The 21,985-nt window shown below is 60.0% G+C and carries 20 protein-coding genes and 1 tRNA gene; all 21 read left to right on the top strand.

Annotation, left to right across the window (positions count from 1 at the left end):
* The first annotated feature begins 58 nt into the window (after positions 1-58).
* The 21 genes from BCHO_RS04795 to BCHO_RS04700 all read left to right on the top strand — a co-directional run bounded on the left by BCHO_RS04795 (position 59) and on the right by BCHO_RS04700 (position 21,515).
* On the top strand, positions 59-1,120 hold the full coding sequence (locus tag BCHO_RS04795; RefSeq protein WP_034256212.1) for a major capsid protein: 1,062 nt from the start codon (positions 59-61) through the stop codon (positions 1,118-1,120).
* Between the two features lie 23 nt (positions 1,121-1,143).
* The gene (locus BCHO_RS04790; protein WP_034256209.1) at positions 1,144-1,581 is read left to right on the top strand and encodes a hypothetical protein; all 438 of its coding nucleotides are present in this window, start codon (positions 1,144-1,146) and stop codon (positions 1,579-1,581) included.
* A 6-nt stretch (positions 1,582-1,587) separates the two neighbouring features.
* Positions 1,588-2,136, top strand: a complete 549-nt coding sequence (locus BCHO_RS08805; protein ID WP_051911609.1) for a hypothetical protein — start codon at positions 1,588-1,590, stop codon at positions 2,134-2,136.
* Positions 2,106-2,438 carry a hypothetical protein gene (locus BCHO_RS04780; RefSeq protein ID WP_051911608.1) on the top strand — a complete coding sequence of 111 codons (333 nt, stop codon included), beginning with the start codon at positions 2,106-2,108 and terminating at the stop codon, positions 2,436-2,438. Before BCHO_RS08805 ends, BCHO_RS04780 begins: the two co-directional genes overlap by 31 nt.
* A 5-nt stretch (positions 2,439-2,443) precedes the next feature.
* On the top strand, positions 2,444-3,031 hold the full coding sequence (locus BCHO_RS04775) for a hypothetical protein (protein WP_156097575.1): 588 nt from the start codon (positions 2,444-2,446) through the stop codon (positions 3,029-3,031).
* A gap of 119 nt (positions 3,032-3,150) precedes the next feature.
* The gene (locus BCHO_RS04770; RefSeq protein WP_034256206.1) at positions 3,151-3,750 is read left to right on the top strand and encodes a phage tail tube protein; all 600 of its coding nucleotides are present in this window, start codon (positions 3,151-3,153) and stop codon (positions 3,748-3,750) included.
* A 100-nt stretch (positions 3,751-3,850) separates the two neighbouring features.
* The gene (locus BCHO_RS04765; protein ID WP_034256205.1) at positions 3,851-4,315 is read left to right on the top strand and encodes a hypothetical protein; all 465 of its coding nucleotides are present in this window, start codon (positions 3,851-3,853) and stop codon (positions 4,313-4,315) included.
* 92 nt (positions 4,316-4,407) lie between these two features.
* Complete coding sequence (locus tag BCHO_RS04760) at positions 4,408-4,704, top strand: hypothetical protein (protein WP_156097574.1); 297 nt, start codon at positions 4,408-4,410, stop codon at positions 4,702-4,704.
* 34 nt (positions 4,705-4,738) lie between these two features.
* A tRNA-OTHER gene (locus BCHO_RS04755) sits at positions 4,739-4,811 on the top strand.
* A 37-nt stretch (positions 4,812-4,848) separates the two neighbouring features.
* On the top strand, positions 4,849-10,743 hold the full coding sequence (locus tag BCHO_RS09040) for a hypothetical protein (RefSeq protein ID WP_081930117.1): 5,895 nt from the start codon (positions 4,849-4,851) through the stop codon (positions 10,741-10,743).
* Positions 10,740-11,696 (top strand): hypothetical protein, encoded by a 957-nt coding sequence (locus BCHO_RS04745; protein WP_034256202.1) that lies wholly within the window; start codon positions 10,740-10,742, stop codon positions 11,694-11,696. Before BCHO_RS09040 ends, BCHO_RS04745 begins: the two co-directional genes overlap by 4 nt.
* Before the next feature lie 87 nt (positions 11,697-11,783).
* A complete protein-coding gene (locus BCHO_RS04740; RefSeq protein ID WP_051911606.1) occupies positions 11,784-12,686 on the top strand; it encodes a hypothetical protein in 903 nt (300 codons plus the stop codon).
* 18 nt (positions 12,687-12,704) lie between these two features.
* Positions 12,705-14,348 (top strand): hypothetical protein, encoded by a 1,644-nt coding sequence (locus BCHO_RS04735; protein WP_034256201.1) that lies wholly within the window; start codon positions 12,705-12,707, stop codon positions 14,346-14,348.
* A gap of 18 nt (positions 14,349-14,366) precedes the next feature.
* Entirely contained in the window at positions 14,367-17,480 is a 3,114-nt protein-coding gene (locus tag BCHO_RS04730; RefSeq protein ID WP_156097573.1) for a hypothetical protein, read from the top strand.
* 1 nt (position 17,481) lies between these two features.
* Entirely contained in the window at positions 17,482-18,768 is a 1,287-nt protein-coding gene (locus BCHO_RS04725; protein WP_051911605.1) for an InlB B-repeat-containing protein, read from the top strand.
* Between the two features lie 9 nt (positions 18,769-18,777).
* Positions 18,778-18,915 (top strand): hypothetical protein, encoded by a 138-nt coding sequence (locus tag BCHO_RS09230; RefSeq protein WP_156097572.1) that lies wholly within the window; start codon positions 18,778-18,780, stop codon positions 18,913-18,915.
* Positions 18,908-19,432 (top strand): hypothetical protein, encoded by a 525-nt coding sequence (locus tag BCHO_RS04720; RefSeq protein ID WP_034256197.1) that lies wholly within the window; start codon positions 18,908-18,910, stop codon positions 19,430-19,432. Before BCHO_RS09230 ends, BCHO_RS04720 begins: the two co-directional genes overlap by 8 nt.
* Positions 19,429-19,866, top strand: a complete 438-nt coding sequence (locus BCHO_RS09225) for a hypothetical protein (RefSeq protein WP_156097571.1) — start codon at positions 19,429-19,431, stop codon at positions 19,864-19,866. Before BCHO_RS04720 ends, BCHO_RS09225 begins: the two co-directional genes overlap by 4 nt.
* A 107-nt stretch (positions 19,867-19,973) precedes the next feature.
* On the top strand, positions 19,974-20,372 hold the full coding sequence (locus BCHO_RS04710; RefSeq protein ID WP_156097570.1) for a hypothetical protein: 399 nt from the start codon (positions 19,974-19,976) through the stop codon (positions 20,370-20,372).
* A 66-nt stretch (positions 20,373-20,438) separates the two neighbouring features.
* A complete protein-coding gene (locus BCHO_RS04705; RefSeq protein WP_081930116.1) occupies positions 20,439-21,203 on the top strand; it encodes an N-acetylmuramoyl-L-alanine amidase in 765 nt (254 codons plus the stop codon).
* Positions 21,204-21,230: 27 nt separating this feature from the next.
* A complete protein-coding gene (locus BCHO_RS04700; protein ID WP_034256275.1) occupies positions 21,231-21,515 on the top strand; it encodes a hypothetical protein in 285 nt (94 codons plus the stop codon).
* The last annotated feature ends 470 nt before the right edge of the window (positions 21,516-21,985 follow it).

The raw sequence follows: 21,985 nt of genomic DNA, 5'->3' as shown, positions 1-21,985 counted from the left end.
TGAGTTTTGAAACCCGCCCATTGTGGCGGGTTTTTGCATATTTGAAAGGAATTAACCTATGGCTACTGTTGAGAAGACGATTCTCAGCCCTTCGGCTGCGTCCGGTCTGGTGGACGAGTCGTTTAACGCGCTTGATGCGAAGCTGCCGTTCTCGAACGTGCTGCCGGTCGTGTCGAACAATGGTGAGAAGACCGTGCGTTGGACGCCGTACATTCCGGCCCCTGCCACTGATGCGATGACAGTTCGCGCGTGGGATGCCGAGGCTGGCTATCTGAAGACCACCGAGCAGGCTGGAGAGAAGTTTGCGGGTCTGCTGCCGATGTCGAAGAAGGCGCATGTGTCGGAACGTGACCTGATCGGTCGTTCCGGTGACACTGCTTTCCTGCGCACCAAGCTGGCTGAGCATTTTGACCAGTTGGGTCGTGAGGCCGCCGTCAAGGTGGAGCTGCTGCGTATCAATGCGATGGTGAACGCGAAGATCGTGCTCAATGAGAACGGTGTGAACGCCACGTATGATTTCGAACGTCCTACCGCGTTGAACGATGTCGCTCCGACGAAGAAGTGGAATGTTTCGGGCGCCACCCCGTTGAAGGACATCAAGAAGTGGGTGAAGCTGATTACAGACAATCATGGTCGCACTCCTTCGGCTGTGCTGACCACGAGTGCGGTCATTGAGGCGCTGTCCACGAATGAGGAGATCATCACCGCGTACACGGGTCAGAGTGCGGCGAATAGCCCGTCGTTCATCTCCCCTGATGCTGTCAAGCAGGTGCTTGCCTCGTATGCGGGGTTGACTTCCGTGCAGGAAATCGACCTGATGTACACCCAGTTGGAGCGTGACAATGGCATTCTTCTGCCTGTCGCTGTGAACTCGCTGATTCCTGACGCGACATTCCTCATGTTCTCCAGCTTCAATGACACGACGCTTGGTTTCACCGCGTCCGGTCCGACCGTTGAGGCTGACGACCCGGAGTATGGCATCAACCGTGCGGACAATTACGGCATGATTGGCCTGGTCATGGCCGAGGCCGCGCCTACCCGTTATGACGTGTGGGTGAACGGCTCGTACATGCCGATTCTCCAGCAGGCTGTCTCCACGTGCAAGGCGAACGTGTTGTGATCCTGTAAGGGGGGTGGTCGCTGATGGCGGTGAATGTCGAAGACATTGATTGGGTTGACGCGATCCTCACGTATGGCGGGAACACGCCGGAAGTGTTCATCGACCGTTTGGATGATGAGAAGTGGATTATCCCGCATTGTTTGACGGCGTGTGACATTGCGTTCGCTGAATGCCCGGCTGCCCGTTACAGGTTGGATAGTGGCGCATTGAGCGAACGCACGTTCACGTATGTGATTTGTGCGATGGTGTTGCGTGTGGCGCGTTGGTCGATGCGTAAGAGCGAATCGAACGGCGCGTACACGCGTACCGATCAGGTCATGGACATGAGTCCGCCCGGTTGGGAGGCCAGCCCGGATTTGCATGTGACGAAGAAGGAGCGGGCCTTGCTCACCGGTGTGAGTGAGGATTCCGCACCGTTCGGCACGGTGAAGTTGGGTCTTGACCGCGCGTATGGCAGGTGATGCCGAATGGCGTACTTGTTTTCGTCGGACAAGCCCAAGGAGCCGGTCGATTCTTCGTTCGAGAATGAGTCGTTCGTCAAACTGACTGACTTGCTTTATACGTCGAAGATCATTGTCGCCCCGTCCACTATTAGGCGGAGTGCGCATGGCGTGACGTATGAGTGGGGTGAGCCGGCGTGGTGTTGGTGTTCGCTTGAGGGTCGTGAGCAGCAGGCGGGCATGTTCTCGATTTCCGGTGCTGAGGATAAGAACCCGCAGTCGTCGGGTGGTTTGCGTGAGGTCACGGTCAAGCAGATTCAATGCCGTGAATGGCATGGTGACATTCACACGTTCGTGTGGATTGACGGCGACCTGTACGACGTGGACGGTGCGCCGGAACATCGTGAGCATGGCAGGACGCACCATTGGGAGATTCATGTGCGTCGCGCCGCCGATATGGGCATGATTCCCGAGGAGTTTCGGCTTCGGCCGAAGCTGCCGGCGGATGATGCGCCCGTGTGGGGCGAATCGAAGGAGGCGTTGGCATGGTACGAGTCCGGCTCGATAGGCACCTGAGCACGAGGATCGCGGAGGAGTTCGGCCCGGCGTTGACGCGTGCCGAGGGCAAAAGGGTGTTGGCGAGGGCGAAGGCTCTCGCGAACGCTGCGGCCATTGGCCGTAATCCGGGTCATTCCGTCGCGGATCGTATCGAATGGGGCATCAAGTATCACGGTATTGACACGACGGTGGGTATGACGGTCATTGGCCGTGACGGCTCAGACGTGTCGATGGCGCATGAGGTCGGCGCTTGGAACAAGCAGGCGGGCCGGTTTGTTGAGGGGCATCATGTGATGCAGCGTGCGGCGAGGGGAGGTTGACCGCAATGGTTGCGCCTTCCATTGATTTGAACGTATGGCCTGAGCTGCGTCCGCAGTTGGATGCGGAAAGCCTGGTCATGGAACTGTTCGAGCAGGGATTCGCACAGCCGCCGGAAGGGTCGGTTGGCGAGGAGTTCCGCACGCGAACCAAGTTGGAGACCCGGGGGGCCGGCGAGCCGAACGACAGTACGAGCGTCCTGTCGGTGTCGGACGGTTTGCCGAAGGTGCTTGTGTTCAACGAGATCGACGTGGACGTGGACGCGTATGTGCAGGCGACCGATGTGGTCGTCTTCCATGTGGAGCCGCCCGAGTTCGCCTCACGGAATCATCAGGGCGCGTTCTGGGATGTGTCCATGAGCGTGCTTGTCGAATCCGTGGACGCCGATCGTGCGTTTCGTCTCGCATCCTATGTGCGGCAGCTGGTCATGTGCTGGCCGTTCATGGGCGACACGGACGCCGGTCGGGTGGTGCAGATTCGTACGCCGCCCGCGTTCGCGAAGGCGGCCGGCGGCAAACAGGCCACATCGAAACGCGTCAAACAGTATTCGACCGCATCGGTGTGCGAGTTCGTCGCCCGCGACAACGCCTCATAGTCTCTTCCCTCTGTTCTCTTTTTCTGCCCGCATCGCCTCGCCGGTGTGCGGGCTTTCGTATTTCAAGGCCATTCCGCCATGTGCGGGGTGGTTTTTCGTGTTTGAAAGGACACAATCTTATGGCGATCAATGACAAGTCCGTGCATAAGAGCACGTATGGCACGATCTTCTACGCTCCGGTCGGCACCGCGCTGCCGACCAATCCGTTGGAGGCGTTCAAGATCAACGCCAGTGAGGTCAACGCCGGCGGTGATGGCGGCTCGGCGAAGTGGAAGAACCTCGGCCACACGTCGGCGAACAACATGGCCGAGCTGACCATCAACCCGGGTGACGCGAACTCGTCCGACACATGGCTCAAGAAGAACTTCCGTACCACGTACGGTGATGCGTCCGCGCAGTTGAGCGTCAAGGCGTTGCAGATCGACAAGGAGACGTTGCAGCTGATCTACAACGGCACCGCCGACACCGACGGCGGCGGCGTCGAGGTGGACATCGCGGCGAAGCCGAATGTGCTTGCCCTTGTGCTCGTCGCGCAGGAGACGCCGGACGATACGGACCCGGCGAAGTGGCTCGTCGAGATGCGCCGCACGTCCATCACGCCTGACGGCGGTCCTACCCTGTCGCGTGATGATTTCGTTGAGCAGGGTCTGATCGCGCAGATCGAGGATCCGGGCAACAACAAGAAGCCTCTGCACTTCGTGCTGCCGGCTGCGGACTGATTAATACTTCCCCTTGTGTCTTCTCTCCCGCGAGACACGAGGGGAACCCTTTTCGTAGGCGGGGGATTGTTGATTGGTATTCAAGGCGGGAGAGAAAGACATGGCGAACGATAATGGCGTGCAAGTCGAGAACATCGAAGAAAAAGAAGAAGTCCACATCCCAGAAACGTGGGAAGCGCTCGTAGAGGATACTCCGATCCTGACTGGTTTGCCGGAGCCGAAGCCGGCGCGTGAGTTCACATTCGCTGATGCGTGCGCGTTCAACGAGGCGCATACTGAACTGGTCGCGGTGTATGCCGCTCAGGAACGTAAGCGGCTTGATGCGGATACTGCTACGGCGGAGACGGCCGTAAGCATGGTGAAGGAACGCAACAAGACGGTCGGGCATATGCTGGACTTCCTCAAGTCCATTGTGCCCGACCCGGCCGGCGTGGATGCGTGGACGACGGGCATGGACCCTGACATCATGTTCCTCGCGTTCCTGAACGTGGTCACGTATTATGCGGGCCAGTTGGGAAAAGCGTCGGCGTCGAAGGCATCTTCGACGGGTACGAAACAGAACTGACCGCTGATTTCCAACGGTTCTACGGGTTGGACGTGACCGACCCGTCCGGGTTGAACGCGCTGCGCCTGACCCGGCTTATCGAGGGGTTGTGCATGATGCCGGACAGTCTGTACCGTGCACGCCTGCTGTCGGAAAGCGACACTGACGACGAAGGTTCGGATGCGAAGAAGCCGGTGGTGTTGCCGTGGCTTGGCTGGGATGCGAGGACGATGCTGCTCACCGATGTGCGCAACCTCGTCGAGGCGTGGAGCCTCGCGCAGTGCGGTGATGGCAAGACCGACCCGGCTCCGGTGCATTACCCCTCGTATAAGGAACCGTCCGAGCTGCCTCGTGGCGAGGTCGGGTTGGACGATTTCATGATGACGGCCCAACTGTTCGGCATGGGCTGACATCATCATTGCCCCGCCCATGTGGCGGGGTTTCGCTTATGTACGCCAATTGGCAGAGCGCCGCATATGTGGTTGCGGGTATACCGGTTCGAGTCCGGTCATAGGCGCTGGTATTTCATTGCGCGCACAGCAGGGGGTGTGGGTATGGCTGACGGGTTCAAGGCGGGTACCGTCTACATCGACGTCGAACCGGAGACGCGTGGCTTCTATGCGAAAGTCAAGGCCATGTTGGAGCGTCTGGATGATCAGACCATCCATTTGGATGCGGACGTCGATATGGCGGCTGCCCGCGCCCAGCTGGAACGGTTGCAGCGTTCGGGCGGCACGATTGATTTCGATGCGCGGGTGAACACGAGCGCGTTCGACAAGGTGCACAAGCAGCTTGCTGAAATGGCGTCGATCGCCGACATCGGCCTGACGGCCGACACCGACGATTTCGACAAGAAGGTCGCTGCCGCCTTTGACACGATGCGCCGCAACCATGCGGAGGCCGTCAAAGGCATCGACGCGGATTCGTTGAAGGAGTTCAAGGCGCAGCGCAGCCGTCTTCGTGAGCTGTCCGACGAGCGCAAGCGCGCGTTGGTGGAGGCGTCCGACTATACGAAGCGGCTGGATAAGAACCATGCGATGCTGACGAAGACGATCGAACGCAACCGAGACGAGTATGCGAGGCTTGCCGCGCAGATCGAGGAGGCTCGTGGGCGGCGCGACGCGTTCAAGCGCGGCACTGAGGACTTCCGTTCGGCAAGCGCCGAAGTGAAGCAGCTTCGTCAGGCATACGCCGATCTGGGCAAGACCATCAAGGGCGAGGAGCGCACGCTCGCAAAGATGGAACGCGACCGGGCTAAGTATCTCAAGCAGCATGAGCGTTCCGTCAAGAAGATCGAGACTGAGTACAAGAAACTGTCGAAGACGGTTTCCGAGGGCGCGGACGCATTCAAGTACGCGAAGGACAATGCGGGACGCTTCAACAACGTGGTGCGTGCCGGCAATACGCTTATCGACCGTAACGGGCTGAGCGTGCAGCGTCTGAGACGTGACCTTGAGGGACAGACGGACGCGTTCCGTAAGGCGTCTCAGCAGGTGCGTGACCATAATGCGCGTCAGCGTGAATTGTCGAAGTCGTTGCTTGCGACCGAGGGCAATGTGGATGCGTTGCGTCGCACGTTGGGCCGTGTCCAGTTCGTGGATACGAAGTCGCATGTCAAGGATTTGGATGCGATGACGGAACGCGTATCCGCATTGCAGAAGGAACTGCTGAAGGTTCGTAACAATCCGTCGGCGACGCTCAAGTTCAAGGCGGAGCTGGAAGAGGGTACGCTGCGTGCGGACTTGGAACGGTTGAGCCGTGACGTGCAGGTCGAGGTGCGTGTCAACGCACAGCAGATGGCGCTTGAGAATCTTGAACGTGAACTGTCCGAGCTTGAACACAAGCGGGTGAACATTCCCGTCGATCTGAAGGTCGATTATGAGAACGCGATTGCGGAACGCAAGCGTCTGATCGAGCAGATTCGCAAGAATCCCGAACTTGACTGGGAGGTCAAGTCGGATGTGGACATCGATGAGGCGAATGCGCGTCGTAAGCTGCGGGACTTGCAGAACGACTACAAGAAGCTCGACATGGACGTGGATTTGGAGACCGCGTTGGCGCGCGCCCATCTGGCGTATTTCACGCGGCCCCGCACGGTTGACATTTTCGCGAAGTTCCACGGCACGGACTTGGGTAAGATTCTCAGCGGTATGACGGCCGGTGCGACCGGTTTGCAGGGTGTGCAGAACCAGTTCCAGAACTTGGTGAACCTGTTCGACCGGTTGGATAAGGTGGTTCCGAGGGTCGCGCTTGTGGGCACTGTCCTGTCGGATGTGGCGGCGGGTGCGATCAATCTCGCCGGCACGGTCGGTGGCTTGGGCAAGAGCATCGTGAGCATGTCGAAGGCGGCGTATGCGGCTCCGGCGGCGTTGACCGGTATGGGGTTGGCGTACGCTTCGCTGCGGATGATTATCGGCGACAAGGGCAAGGCGTGGACTGAGAACATCAATCTCGCCGGTACCGCGTTGGACGGTTTGGGCGAGAAGCTTCAGGACACGTTCTATAAGAAGGCTGGCCCGGCGTTCAAGGAGTTCGCCAATCAGGTCGGGAACGTGGTCGGCCCGCAGATGCAGAAGTTGGCGTCGCTTGAGGCGGACGTGTTCACGGGCATGTTGGACATGGTGAACGCTTCGCGCAAGGTGGGCCAGTTGGGGCGTGTGTTCACGCATGTGAACGATTCGCTTCGTCTGTTGACTCCGGGTGTGGAATCCGTGGTTGATGCGTTCCTGAACCTGTCGGATGCTGGTGGCACGTATCTGGCGCAGTTCTCGAACTGGTTGAGCCGTAACATGGAATGGTTCGCCACATGGTCGCGTGCCGTGCAGGCTGATTCGTCCACGATTGATGCAGCCATGTCTCAGGTCAAGGAGCAGGCCGGGTATTTGGCGGATTCGTTCTTCGCGTTGAAGGATATAGCCAAGGGCGTGTTCGGTGCTTTGGGGCAGAACCAGAACGGGCTTGAACGGTTCGCCGTGAACTTGCAGAAGGCTGCGCACGCGGTCAACTCGATCAGTTTCCAGGACACGATGAACGCGTGGGTGACTGGTGCGCAGAACGCGCAGCATGGAATGCGTGACGCGTTCTCTCAGGTGGGTCAGGCCGCGAACATCATGCGGCAGGACGTCGCCTCGGTGATGTCGAACCTTGGTGAGTTGACGGGCAACGTGTTCGGTGACGTGACCCGTTTGGCTGGTCGTGTCAGTCCGTCGTTGTCGAAGTTCAGCGACGGTGTGAAGCAGGGCATTTCGTCTATTTCGGATGCGTTGGCGGACGTGTCGCCGATGTTCGGCGAGCTGATCGAGATGGCTGGCAAGCTGTCGCGCACGTTCGGTGGCACGTTGGCGGCCACGTTGAAGGCTGCCGCACCGTCGATTGAGGCTATCGCGAAGGCTACGGGCACGGTTGCGGATGCGTTCAACAGGCTGCCTGATCCCATCAAGGGCGCGTTGGGCTTGTGGGTGACGTTCGGCAAGGCCGGTTCGACCGCGTTGACGGCGTTGAAGACCGGCATGTTGGACAACATTCAGAAGACGCTTTCGTATCGCAGGACGCTCGCCGACTTGGGTTTGAGCGCTGGGGATGCGGGCATCAGTTTCGGTAGGCTCGTGCAGGCGCAGGTCAAGATGCGCAGCGGCAACATCGCCGGTGTTCTGTCCGACAGTGCCAAGGGTATGAGCGGCCTGTCGTCGGCGGCGAAGGATGCGGCGCCGGGGATTCTCGCGGTCGGTACGAACATGGCGAAGAGCACTGGTAAGCTGTCCGGTGTCGCCAATGGTCTCAAGACGGCTGGTAGTGCATTGCTCGGTGCCGTTGGCGGTCTGCCCGGTATCGCGGTTTCTGCTGGTCTTACGGCCGTGGTCACTGCGTTTTCGAGCTATTCTCAGCATGTGTCCCAGGCGCGTGAGGTTCAGGAAGGTTTCAACGAGGCTGCGAGAGCCACGCCGGGCGCGTTGGCCGCTCAGGCGAAGACGTTGCGTGACTATCCGAAGCAGTTGGACAATTTCGCGGTGAAGGCCAAGGACGGGTTCGAGGCATCCCGTAGTTTCTGGGACAATCTCAACCCGACCAAGACGAACTTCGCTTCGGCGGCCGAGGCGTTGAAGGACGTCGGCATGAACGTCGATGACGTGGCGAAGGCTACGGTGTCGGGCCGTGGCGCGTTCGGCAAGTACGGCAAGTCGCTTTCCGATATCATCAACACGAATCGGGAACTGTACAATCAGTCAGACGGCGATGCGGCGAAGGCGTACAAGAAGCAGGCTGATGCGGCGCAGCTGGTGCTCGATAAGATGAACGAGTACCGTCAGCAGGCGTTGACGTCGTTGAAGGCGAAGGCCGCCGATGTCGGCAAGACCGCCGAATGGGTCGATCAGATGGACGAGGCTGGGCAGTCGCTCACGTCGATCTCCGAAGGTCTGCTGTCCGAGACGGAGCAGTCGGAACGGTTGGTGTCCGTCAAGGGCGCGTTGGCGCAGATGACGAAGCAGCAGCAGTCTGCGTGGATTCAGGCGCAGTCTGCCGGCAGCTCGTATTACAAGACGCTCGACCAGATGCCCGAGGCTTTGTCCGAGGTGAAGGCTCAGGTCGATGCGGGTAATTCGGCGTGGAAGGGCCTCGCCGAGGGCTTCGACCTGACGAGCGAGTACGGCCGTACCGCGTCGGATGCGATGAACGCGTTGGCGTCGAACACGACCGCGTACATCGATGCGATGATCGCGCGTGGCGACAGTTGGGATACCATCAACGGCAAGTATGGCGAGCTTCGCAAGAACCTTGAGGAGCAGGCGCGCGCCGCCGGCGTCGCCGAGGGTGACATCAAGGCGTACGTGGACACGTTGATGGGTACGCCTGAAGAGGTGAAGACGCGCGTCGAGCTGACTGCGGATCAGGCGAAGCTGAATCTGATTTCGCTCGTCGAGCAGATGCAGTACCTCTTCCCGGACGGCAGTCGCGACGAGCAGAAGCAGCTCGTCATCGACGCGATCACGAATGGCAAGCTGGATGTCGCCGGATTGAACAAGCTGCTGCTTGAGATGTCCGATAAGAGGCATACCGTCCATGTGGATGCGAACACCGGCACTGTGTATTCGACGTTGAACGGCGTCGAATCGTATCTGAAGCATATCTCCGGTGAGCGTTGGGATGCGTATGTGCAGGCGAAGATCAACGGCAAGGACGATGTGGACGCGTTAGCGGCCGCGTTGGACGGCGTGCCGAACGCCAAGGAGACACTGCTGAAAGCGAAAGAGGAAGGCAAGAGCCTTCTTGTTGCGTTCGTCGAACTGCTCGCTCAGCTTCCCGAGGCCAAGGACGTCAAGGTCGGTGCCGAAACTGACGAGGCGCACGAGAAGGTGTCGGCGTTCATTAATGATCCGTCGGATGTGAAGACGATTCCGGCTGATTTGACGCTTGGTGAGGCTGATGGGCAGTTGTCGGCTTGGGCTGCGGTTTCCGTGAAGAAGCCGGTGGAAACCGAGGTTGAGCAGCCGTCGCTGATTGGTACGATCGCGAGCATCACTTCGTTGATTACGTCCACGTTGATTCCGCCTGCGAAGGTTCGCGTCGAGGGTGATGATACGGATGCGCGTACGAAAATCGGGGCGATGCAAGCGTTTGGTGGTCAAACGTTGGCTTCCATGTTGGCGCTCATTCTTGGTGATGATACGCAGGCGCGTAATGCCATTGGTGGTGTGAGTGCGTTCAACGGGGTGACGATTGCGAATCCTTGGGCGCGTGTCTTGGGTGAGCATAATTTGGCTTCGGCTGCCATTCGTGCCATCAGCTCGTTCAATGGGCGTACGATTGCGAATCCGTGGGCACGAGTCGCAGGTGAGAACGTGTTGGCGAGGACGGCTATCAACGCCATCAGGTTGTTCAACGGTATGACGATCGCCCGTCCGGTGGCGCGTGTGCAGGGTGATGACTCCAGCGCCCAGGCTGTGTTCAGTGCGATTGCGAGTACGAATGGCTCCGTGTTGGCTACCCGCTACGTGGACATTGTGACGCGCGGCTCGGGGTCGGTGAAGGCGGCGACTGGTGGTCGTATTCATGGGCCGGGTACTGGTACGTCTGATTCGATCCCGGCGATGCTGTCGAATAACGAGCATGTGATTCGTGCGTATGCGACGGCGAAGCTGGATCGTGAGGTTGGGCCGAACTTCCTGAACGTGCTCAACCAGACGGGTGATCTGAGCAAGGCATTGGCGAATGCGAACAGTCATTACTTGGATTCGGCCCGGTCGTTGGCGCGTGGCGCGTACGCGACTGGCGGCAGGGTCAAGACGATGTTCTCGGGCGCGACGAACGTGCATGTCGATGGTGGCAAGACCGTGAACCAGACGTTCAATCTTCAGACGAAGGTGGTGCGTTCGGATCAGGATTTGCACGCTGCGGCGCAGATCGACCGTGCGGCGTTGATGCGTACCGCGAGAAGGGAGGCGAGGCTATGACGGTTGCGTTTCTTGAATTGTCGGCGAATGGTGTGGCCCCGGTTCGTTTCGAGTGCGAACCGGGGTCGGCACCTCGCCTGTATTTTCTTGAGGCGGGTATCGACGGATGGTATTCGACGCCTGATCTGAAAGTGTCCACGGTTGAACGCGGAACGGGTGATGGTGCGCATGATGTGCCGGAGTCGTGTATCGATTATGCGACGCGTACGGTGCAGGCCACGGTCGGCGCTTTGGGCGGCGACCGTGCCGAGACGTTGCGCCTGTGGGATTCGGTGCGCCGGTTCGCGCATCGGCTCGTCAAACTGCGGCTTGTGGATGACGACCATGACTGTTATGTCGAGGGCATGATGCGGCTTGAGGGGCCGGCCGAGTGGGAGGCCGATTGGATGCAGGGCGTGGTCACGGTCGTATGCAACCGGCCGGAAATCCTTGCGACGTCACCGCAGACCGGGCAGATGCTGCCCGTGTTGGATGTGGCTGACGGCAACGGCCTGTCCTACAACCAGCGTGGTCTTGAGACCTTCTGGACGGGGGAGCCGAACAATTCGCCTTCGGTGTTGCGTACGGATGTGCTGAGAGGTACGAAGGGTTTGGCGTATCCGTTGAAGTATTTGACGCGGCGCAAGATTGTGCGGCCGAATCAGGTCACGTTCACGAATCATGGCACGTCGCCCGCCTATCCGGTGTTCACTTGTAACGGGCCTATGCCGAACGGTGTCGATCTCGTGGTAGAGGGCACGGGCCAGTGGTTGCGTTGTTCGCAGCCGGTGTTCGGCGAACCGCTCGTGTTGGACTGCCGTAGCCGTACGGCGCAGGTGGGTGGTTTGGATGTGTCGCGCACGCTCGTGTCGCGTGGCTTCCCTGTCGTGCCTCCGCATGGGTCGGTGACGGTGACGTTGCGCACGGCTGGTGACGGCTGGGTGGACGCGTTGATGCGCGACACATGGATGTGACCTTCATGTTTCTCATTGTTCAAGGGCTGCACCGTTGTGGTGCGGCCCTTATCGTATTGGCTTTTCTTTGAATGGTGGTGAGCGTATATGACTACGGCTCTTGGCGTGTCCTGTGATGATGACGGCAACGGTGTGACGCCGTTGACGCATCGGCATATCATCGGCGGGTTCTTCCAGAACACGGGCATCATGGACGGACTTGGCGTGTCAGGTCGTTCCGATTTGACCTATCAGGTTGCGGAGGGTGTCGCCGTGTGTTCGCGTGGCGATTCGGACGGTAAGACGTTGGCGTATTGGCCGGGCGGCGCCTCACCTGCCGTGTCGGCTGGCGATCCGTCGAATCCTCGTATCGATGTGGTGTGGGTTCGGGCGTTGAACAAGCCGGAATATGCGGGTGATGCAAGCAATCAGGTCGAGGTTGGTGTGACGCAGGGTGTGGCGTCGGTGTCGCCGGTAGAGCCGACGATTCCGACGGATGCGACGCCGCTGCGCGCCATGCTGATGCCGGCTGGGGCGACGGCGACGCAGGCCGCTTCGGCGACGAAGGACGTGACCTACTGCATTCCGTTCGGCAGTGCGGGCCGTCAGGTTGCGTATTTTCGTATCGCGAACGGTTTCACGTTGTCGTCGAAGACGCCGGTCGCATACTGCAAGTGCAAGATCACGTTGCCGACCGACCGGCGTTTGCAGTTGCGGTTGTTGACTAATTTCTGCGCGTCGAAGTCGAATGGTGCACCGGACTTTTCCAAGTATTCGGAATTGTTCATGGCGTTCCGTATCGACGGCACTGAAGTGGGTAGGCGTCATTATGTGGTCGCCTATGGTTCGTGGGCGGATAAGCCGGCGGTCATCGAGGACGTGTCGTGTGGCCGTGGCGAGCACACGTTGGACGTCATCATGTGGGTCGGTAACGGTACGAGCGCGGACTTCCACGGTGGTGCGCTGCCGGGCGTCGTGCTGACGGCGACGGACTTGGGGCCGGACGAATAAACGATAGAAGGGGATGGCATGGCGTTTCGTGACGGCTGGAACTTCTTTCTTTATGACACGGTTACGGGTTTGCTTGCGGAGCAGATCGACGTACCTGCGTTCACATGGTCAATGAGCGTGTCCGACGCTTCCTTCTCGACGAGCAAGGATAAGGGTTTCGGTATCGACGACGTGTCGGGTCTGGAACTGCCGTGGGGGCAGATTCCGGGCGAGACGGCGGCGGCAAAGGCAAGCGCTTTGATGCCGTATAAGCGTGGGCTTGTCGCGTTCTGGCATACGAAGACGGATGATGCGAACATGCCGGGCCGTCCCGTATTGGGGGGCGCATTGGGTGTGCGCAAGTCTTCCCAGTTGGATGTGTCCATGCCGTTCGTGTCGATGCTCGCCATGCTCGAAGACCGGTACTTGGTGCATGAGGGCCGTTTCGGCAAAGGCAAGGGCAACAGTTCGCCGGACGAGTTCCGTTGGGTGAATCTGTCCTGGCGGGCGTTGGCGTGCGAGACGATCCGGCAGTGCACGGAGGTGAAACCGGGCGGCGCCTTGCCTATCGATTTGCCGTATCTGGGCGAGAAGGGCACGCATCAGCTGCCGGAAGTGTCCGGTGATGAGGAGGACACGGCGTCGTCGGACACGAAGACGGTGAAGAAGGTCACGAAGCCTGACGGTTGGGTGTCTACCACGACGGAGGGGGATACGGTCACGGTCGTGGACCATACGGAGAAGGTCACGTCTAAGACGGTCACTGTCAAGGAAAAGTATACGGTGTGGCAGAAGGGTAAACGCGTCCAGCGTACCCGCGACAAGCAGAAGACCATCCGCACGGGCCGTACCGTGACGGAGGTGAAGACGGTCACGAAGCCGAAAGGCAGTTACCGGATCGAGAAGACGGTGACGAAGACGATCACCACATACAAGTATGACGGCAACGGCAAGGAGACCGGCAGCACGAAGAAGACCGAGGGGCCGACGACGACGGTGGAGCAGAAGCCGGTCGAGGTGCGCTACAGGGATTTCAATGTGACGAATCATCGGTGTGCGGACATCCTGCGCGCCATCGCGAACAGTGCTGGCGGCCCGGATATGCAGTTCCGCCCGTATCTGACCGAGGACGGGCGGCATATCCGCTACCGGTTCCTCGCCGGCAGTGATGGTGACATCTACCTGCATCAGGACAAGCGATTGTCACTCGCGTATGCGGCGGGTGAGGCGTCCACTTTGGAGAACATCACGGTGGACAGGGCGCAGCCGATGATGCGTGTCTACGGTGTGGGAGCAGGCACCGGCAGTGGCACGTTGACGTATTTGGCGGAGGATTTGTCGTTGGTGAACCGGCGTGACCCGTGGCCGTTGGTCGAGACGACTTTTCAGGATTCCAAGGCGGAGGAGATCGGCCTGTTGCGCAGTGGCGCGACGGCGGTGTTGCACGCGAATCGGCAGCCGTTGATGCAGGTCAAGGGTGAAATCAACGCGTTTGATGAATCCGCTGGCATTCCCTTGCACCCGTTGGGCAGTTTCTGGCCGGGGGAGATGTTCGACGTTTCGATTCAGGGATTCCCGGACGTGCCGGACGGCGTGTACGGGATGCGGTTGATGCAGATGAGCGGTGATGAGACGGGCAAGGTCGAGTTGACGTTCGACATCATGTCCGACCCTGTGACCTGAGTTGAGGGAGGTTGCTGTATGGCGATTCATGAGGAATTGAACCCGGATGATGCGGCGCTGCCGTTCATGGCGGCGCGTGCCAACCGTCTGTTGGGGACGGATAATGCGGCGCGTACCGCTGGTGTGATCGTCGTGCCTAACCGTGACGGCACGGATACCGTGTTGGGTGTGAATGGCGTCGCCCCGTGGGTGGGGGATACGACGCCGCCAGGCCGTCCGTTGGACATCGAGGCGACGAGCCACTTGGGTACGGCCCTTATCCGTTGGGATGGTGCCCTTGAGGGTGGAATCCCGGAGGATTTCCGCTGCGTTCAGGTGTGGGCGAGACCGGCAGATGACGTCGAGGCTGTGAAGACGCTTGTGGGTGTGCTTTCGTCGGCGGGTGAGGTGAACACGGGCGTGTTCGACGCAGGCACCGTGCTGGATGTGTGGGCGACCGCGTTGGATGATGCGCATGATAGGGATGGTGCGCCGGCCTATAACGAATCCGAAGAATCCGAACATGTGCAGGTGGAGATTCTGCCCATCGTCTCGCAGCAGGAGTTTGACGAGGCTGCCGAGAACATCCTCGCGGCTGCTGACGAGTCTGTGAAGGCGCAGATCGAGCAGGTCAACAAGAACATTGCTGACACGTCCGACCGGATTGACACGAAGGCCGACGAGATTCTCGCGGCGGCCGCTGCGGATGCGACGAGCAAGGCGGATGCGGTTGATAAGAAGCTGGCCGAGACGAACGGGAAGGTGCAGGCGAACGCCGACGCCATTGAAGCGGAGGCGAAGAAGTTCACCGACTACGCGTCGGCGAACGATACGAAGATGGGCGAGGTCGATAAGGACATCGCGAACGCGAAGCAGGGTTTGACCGACCTGTCCGAGGCGACGTCGAAGGCCCAATTGGATGCGGACAAGGCGAACCGTGCGGTCGAATTGGCGCGTCGTGACGCGCAGGAGCTGCTGTTCAACGGCGGGTTCGAGGACGGCCAGGATGGGTGGAGGACGAACATCGCCGGTGCCGCGTTCACGCAGCAGTCGCCATGGTCGCGTTCCGGCGGCAGGCGAGCCTATCTGAACGGTTCGCTCGGCGCGTCCGAACTGGTGAGCCTGAAGCCGATCGCGGTGACGACAGGCCACCGGTATCGTTTCGACGCTTGGTACAAGCTGATGACCGCACTGTCCGGCGCCGGAGATGCCGGCGGTTTGAGATTGCAGTACACGGGCGACGTGACCGTGACCGATTCGACCGTATGGGCCAATTTCACGCCGGAAGCGGACTTCGTGTATACGGGCGACAAGTGGACATCAGCATCGCAGACGGTGCTTATCGGCGACGGTATGCGCTGGATTCGTGCCCGTATCGCGTTCCCACAGCCTGTGGACGCGTATGTGGACGACGCATCGATCATCGACTACACGCACATCTGGGAGCTTGAGCAGGCCGCCAAAAGCGCTCAGGACACGTCGGATGCAGCCAAGAAGGCAGCCGAGAACGCGGGCGATGCTGCGGCGTTGGCGAAGGCGACGGCGGACGGCAAGAACGCCATCTACCGTGCCACGACCGACCCGGCGGCGGATGCGGACGTGGCGGCGAAACTGACCGCCGGCGACCTGTGGTGGCAGACATCCTTGCCGAATCTGGAAACCTACTGGACAGGTGAGCCGAACAACAGTCCTTCAGTGCTCGTGGACCATTCGAATGAGATCGAGCACATGTGGGTGTGGGACGGCACGAAGTGGAACTCGCACACTCTGTATGCCGAGGATTTGCTGGTGAACGGTTCCATCGTGACGGAACTGCTCGCCGCCGACTGTGTTGAGGCGCGCAACATCAAGGCGGGTGCGGTCGAAGCGGACGCGATAGACGCCACCGCCCTGTACGGCAAGACCATCAAGGGCGGCGTGTTCCTCACCTCGAACGAACGGCTTGTCGTCAACAACGAAGGCATCCTGCTCAAGGGCGCTGGCGGGAATGCGACGATCACGATGAACGCGGCGAACGGCAGCGCCACATTCCGTGATGTGCTCATCGACGGCGGTTCGTTGACGACGCCGAGCATCACGACGGGTGACATCGACGCGTCCAGGATCCACGGTTCGACGGTGACGGGCGGCACGGTGCAGACCGTGAACGACGCGAACCGTGGCATCAAGCTCACGGGCGGTAACCTCGACATCTACCGGGCCGACCAGAAGCGTTTCCTGCGCGCCAACGAGGACGGCATCAGTGTTTCCGACGGCACGAAGAACGTGCTCACGTTCGCCCCAATCGATGGAGTATGGACGTTGAGCCTGGACGGAGCCATCCAGTCGGGCGGCGAAATCTCGGGTGCGGCCATCACGGGCGGCGTCATCCGCACGAACACCGAGTGGCAGTCCAGTGAGGCCGCGAAGAAATACCGTGGTCTGGTCATCACCGACGGTGGCATGTTCGCGTATAAGAACAATGGCAAAGAGGAATACTCGATGGCGTTCGACGCGGCCACCGGCGAGTTGACGCTCGATGGGGCTGTCTCAACAAATGCCGTGTTCAATGCGCCGACCATTTCGGCCGGTGAGATGGTCGGTACGAACATCTATACGAGCACGGACGCGGGCAACCGGGTGAGCATCACGTCTACAGGGTTGACGGTCACGCATGGCGGTCAGACGGTCATCAGTTTCGCGGCTGACGGTGCCGTGGATTTGGGTACGTCGGGTATCGCGTCGGACAGTCGTGTCTCCGACCTGACCGACGAGGTGCATGATTCGTATACGCCGCTCGCCACGTTCACGCAGACGGCCGACGCATTGGGTGAATCCGTCACGAATGTGCAGACGCAGGTAGGGGCGACCACGGACCGGTTGGACGAGGAGATCAACGCACGGAAACAGTACATGCAGTTCGACCCGGACACGGGGTTGACCATCGGCGACCTGACGAACACGGACGCGTACAGCGTGCAATTGACCTCGACGGCGATGCAATTCCGTGCGGGCAACACCGTCGCCGCCTACGTGTCGAACGACAGGTTGTACATCAACAACGCGGAAATCGTGAACACGTTACGTATCGGTAATTTCGCGTTCCTGCCACGTGACAACGGGCACATGAGCCTGCAATACGTCGGCGGCAGCGCAACGGTTCAGGAGGCATGACATGGCTGAGAGCCTGGGTAACATCGTCAATAATTGGCGCGTGCGAAACAAATCGACCGTGACCGCAACGGAAAACGGCCGTGTGCGAATCAAGACGGAATGCTTCATCAATTCCGCGAACGGATACTGGTTCTCAGGGTTGAGCGTGCATGGCGGCGCGGCGGTGAACGGGCAGTGGAGCACGGTCGATCAGACGAATGTGAGCATCGCGCAGAACTCAGGCGTGGGCTTGGTGGCGAAAGAAATCTGGGTTAATCGCACCAAGGCGACGCAAAGCGTTCTGTGTACCGCGGAGGCCCGAGTCAGCGGGTTCGCGGCAGGCACGTCGAGAAGCGACTTGCGTATCAGCGTGCCGCCATTGCCCTCGCACACTGTCTCGTATAACGCGAATGGCGGCAGTGGGGCTCCCGGCAGTCAGACGAAATGGTGGGGTGAGGTCCTCACCTTGTCGAGCACGAGGCCCACGCGCGCGAACCATACGTTCCTCGGGTGGGCGACGAGTGCGGACGGTGCGGTCATCTACCAGCCGGGCGGCCGGTACGGTGCGGACAACAACAACACGTTGTACGCGAAATGGAAGCTCAACGCGCAACCACCTACCATCCAATCATTCACCGCGCAACGTGTGAACGAGGCTGGCGATATGTCTGAATCCGGCACGCGCGTGAAATTGTACGTCACATGGAAATGCGACACATCCGGTGACAGTGCGAACACAGTGCAGTCGGTGACGATCGCGGTACAGGACGGTGGCACATGGAAAGAGACGCCGGTCACCGCGAGCGGCGCCACAGGCACGGGCACAGTCACCCTGACTGATTTGTCAGCGGACTCCTCATGGCGGTTCCGTGTGGTCGTGAAAGACAAGTACGGGACCGTGAACGCGTACACGACGGTAGGCCCGCAACGCTTCCTGCTTGACTTCTCGGCGGGCGGCAAAGGCATCGGCATCGGCGTCGGCGCCCCCACGGCGGGTGTCGCCATCGCGGGAATGCCGGTCAGTATCAACGGGTGCAACGTGCCGCGCATGTTCAAGGGCACGAAGGTCGTCACCCCGTCCGCGTCGTCCAATCGTCATGACTTGTTCACGGCGGAGCAGTGGGCGGCGATCGTCGGCGAGAACATCGACGCATCGACTGCGGTCGTGTTCGTCGCCAACGGCGACCTGAGAGCGAACAACATCGCGTTGACAGGTGCGGGCTGGAATCAGGACGACAAACGCTGGTATGTGTTCTGCTCCGCCTCAACCGGCACAACGTTCCGTGTCAACTACATGATCTTCATCTAAGGAGGCAGCATGACAGAAATACCAGCAGAGCAGCTGATCACGGCGCTACGTGAGCAGAACGCGCAGCTCGCATATCAGGTCGCGGTATTGACCGCGCAGGCACGCGTCCTACAGGCCCGACTAGGCGAGGAGGCGACTCATGAGTGAATTGCGTAATCTGCATCCGGACCCCCACGCGCGCAAAAAGTGCGCTTGTTGGGAGGGTGTGGCGACGGAGAACGGCGACAATTGGCGGTACGAGCTGGCCGAGGGTGCGAGTAATGGTACGGCGTTCGCATGGCAGGGCATGACCAATACCGAGTTGGCGGGCCGTGTGTTGTACGCGCGTGTCATCAGCGACAATCCGAACGTGCTCGACCGGTTGACGGTCGAGAATGGCACGCTGCTCGTCCGTAGGGATGGCTGGGTGGCGGCGCGCGTCGCTGACGGGAATAACAGCAGCCATACGCTGCCGCTCGTCTACGGCCCGTTCGTGCTGATGGAACGCGGCGTGTACACGCCGGAGGATTGGGAAAGGCTGTACGACATGGTGCAGAACGGCACGCTGAAATATCCTGAGCTGCAACGTCCGTGGTTCGCGGGCGACACCTTCCCCACCACGGGGGGGGGGCTTAGCTTCCTAGGCTTCTATCCACACCACCTCGAACTGGTGGTGGTGGCATGAGCGCGGAGAAACTGTTGTTGACGGGGGCGGATTGGGTAAACCACGTGCTGACGCCATCCCCGAACCTGACCATATCTTTCGGTCAGCAGGTGACGATCCCATGCGACTGGACTCCGTGCCCCCTCGAAGCGGGTACGCCGGTGAGCCTATGGATCCGGGCCGATGTGACCGATCCCATCGACGGCAACAACTACAGGGTGCAATGGACTGCCCACAAGTATGCGGGCACGCAGGATGTGACCGCGGCACGCATCATGGCAGGTATGCGCATCGACTGGATCGCGCAGGAGAACCTCGACGCCCCGAGACTCTCGCTGAGAGTACTCAATTCCGCACCGGCGATGATTGTGCGCGAGATCGCGCTCATGCGCTCGGACAACATGACCGCCGCGTTCGACATGGCACCGTTCGAGGAGTGGTACGGGAAGGCGTAGCCGCGTCCCATTGAAAGGTGGCCGCATGAGCGGCATCGCGGCGTCTCGGAACATGCACCCGCCAGTCGTCATACCATAACCAATCATCGAGGGGAGGTGAACATTTTTTGAATCTGTTGAGTGCGGAGGCTATCACCGCTCTCGCTGGCGTCGCCACCGGGTTGGGGGTGTCCGGCATCATCAGCTGGCTGTTGGGCCGCTACGACAAACGCCATCCGGCCGTGGACATGAACAAGATCGCCGAAAAACTCGACGGCCTCAACGCGGCCGTGGTCGAGCTTGCCTATCTGCGCATCAGGGAACGGCACGAGAGCGCCATGCGGCACGGCTGGTTGCACCCGAACGAAAAGCACGTGCTGGAACGTCTCTACACCGCCTACCATTCGATCGGCGGCAACGGTACCGGCACTGAAATGATCGAGGAGATTCGACGCCTACCATCGGTGCCGCCCGGCGGGGACGCGACCAGCCGCATGTGCGACGAAACCAACGAAGGCGACTACTAACCGCCATCAACAAGCCATAAGGCCACAGCACCACGCTGTGGCCTTTTTCATATCAGAAAGGAGCGCATGTTGATATCCATCAGACAGGACATTGTCAACGATGGGCACGGCCCACTCAATCCATCCATGCTAGCCGTGCATTCCACAGCGAATCCCGGCGCCACAGCCCGAAATCATCGCGACCTGTGGTCGCGCGGATACGACTATGCGGTGCACTACACGTCCGACTGGCGCGAGGCGTATCACACGGTGCCCGACAACCGCCTGTGTTGGCAGGTCGGCAACGGCAACGCGACGTGCGTCGGCATCGAAATCTGCGAAGCCACAAACAAAGCCGACTTCGACCGTGGTATCCAGATCGCAGCCGACGTGTGCGCGCAGATACTCAAAGCACACGGATGGGGTGTGGATCGGATGCATCCCCACCAGTGGTTCAGCCAAGTGTACGGTGGCAGCGACCATACCGACCCGTTCCCGTACTTCAACCGTTTCGGCTACAGCTGGAATGCTTTCGTCCGACTCGTCCAGGACAAGATGAACAACAAGCCCACCGCCGCACAGACGGTGGCGCAACTCAAAAAGGAGAACAAGAACATGCATGTCATCTTCCGCAAGAAGGGCACTCAGGAACTCTACGTGGCCGACATGGCCGCCGGCCAGTACCGTCACATCCCGTCCATGAACGTGCTCAAGACCATGAAATACGTCTACTCGAAGACCGGTGAGCAGTGCAAGACGTGGGCGCAGTGCGTCGGCGCCAAGGAGGAATACGGTGACGTCTCCCCGGCCGACATGGCCGCGTTCGGCGTCCTCGTCAAGGACGCCAAGTGAGGGGAGATCATCATGACCGATGAGCATATGAGCGACGACGACCTCGACCGTATGTACATGGACACGGACCAGCCACTGCCCGACAGTATTCCGCATGAGGAGCCGTATACGCCAGTGTTCGACCCGGCCGTGCGCACCGCCGTGTATGTGGTGTGCGCCATCGCCGGCGTCATCCTCACCGTCGCAGCTCCCGTCGCCATCGAAGCGGGTGCGGCGAAATGGGTGACGATCCTGCTGTCGTCGCTGGCCGGCGCGATTCCGACCGTGGCAGCGGCGTTCGGTGTCGCATACAATCCGAACCGCAAGTTGTGATATACTTGTCGTACTGTCTCGCCGAGCAATCGGTGAGTGGGTTGAAATATCTACTATTTTGTGGATACCACAATTAAACAGCACGGTTGCGTTTCCCTACGCTTGTTGGGATGATTCGTTAAATCGAATCGCGCGACAGTGTTCCCCGCATCACAGCGGGGATGACCCCCTAGATTGTTTGATGCAATCGTGTTCCCCGCATCACAGCGGGGTGGGTTTCAGAGGGCGGAGCCGAGGCGCCGCTCTCAACTAACGGGGCTGGCGGCCTGAGTGGCTGCCGGCCCCGTTTTTTCGTATCCAGACGGTGTGTTGTGCTTGTCTTGGCGGTTATCCGGTCGCGTGAACGGTGTTGATCTGTCCGATGCGTGTTTTCGTTAAACATTCATTAACTCTTCACGTCGTATGCGAGCGGTGCTAGAACCGGATGATTCTCGTGAATGTTGCAATCATTGGGTTTTAGCCGTGTTCTT

The organism is Bifidobacterium choerinum, assembly GCF_000741135.1.
In the GTDB taxonomy this organism is placed as follows: domain Bacteria; phylum Actinomycetota; class Actinomycetes; order Actinomycetales; family Bifidobacteriaceae; genus Bifidobacterium; species Bifidobacterium choerinum.
Note: the sequence above shows the minus strand (reverse complement) of the source record. Positions and strands in the feature narration are given on the sequence as shown.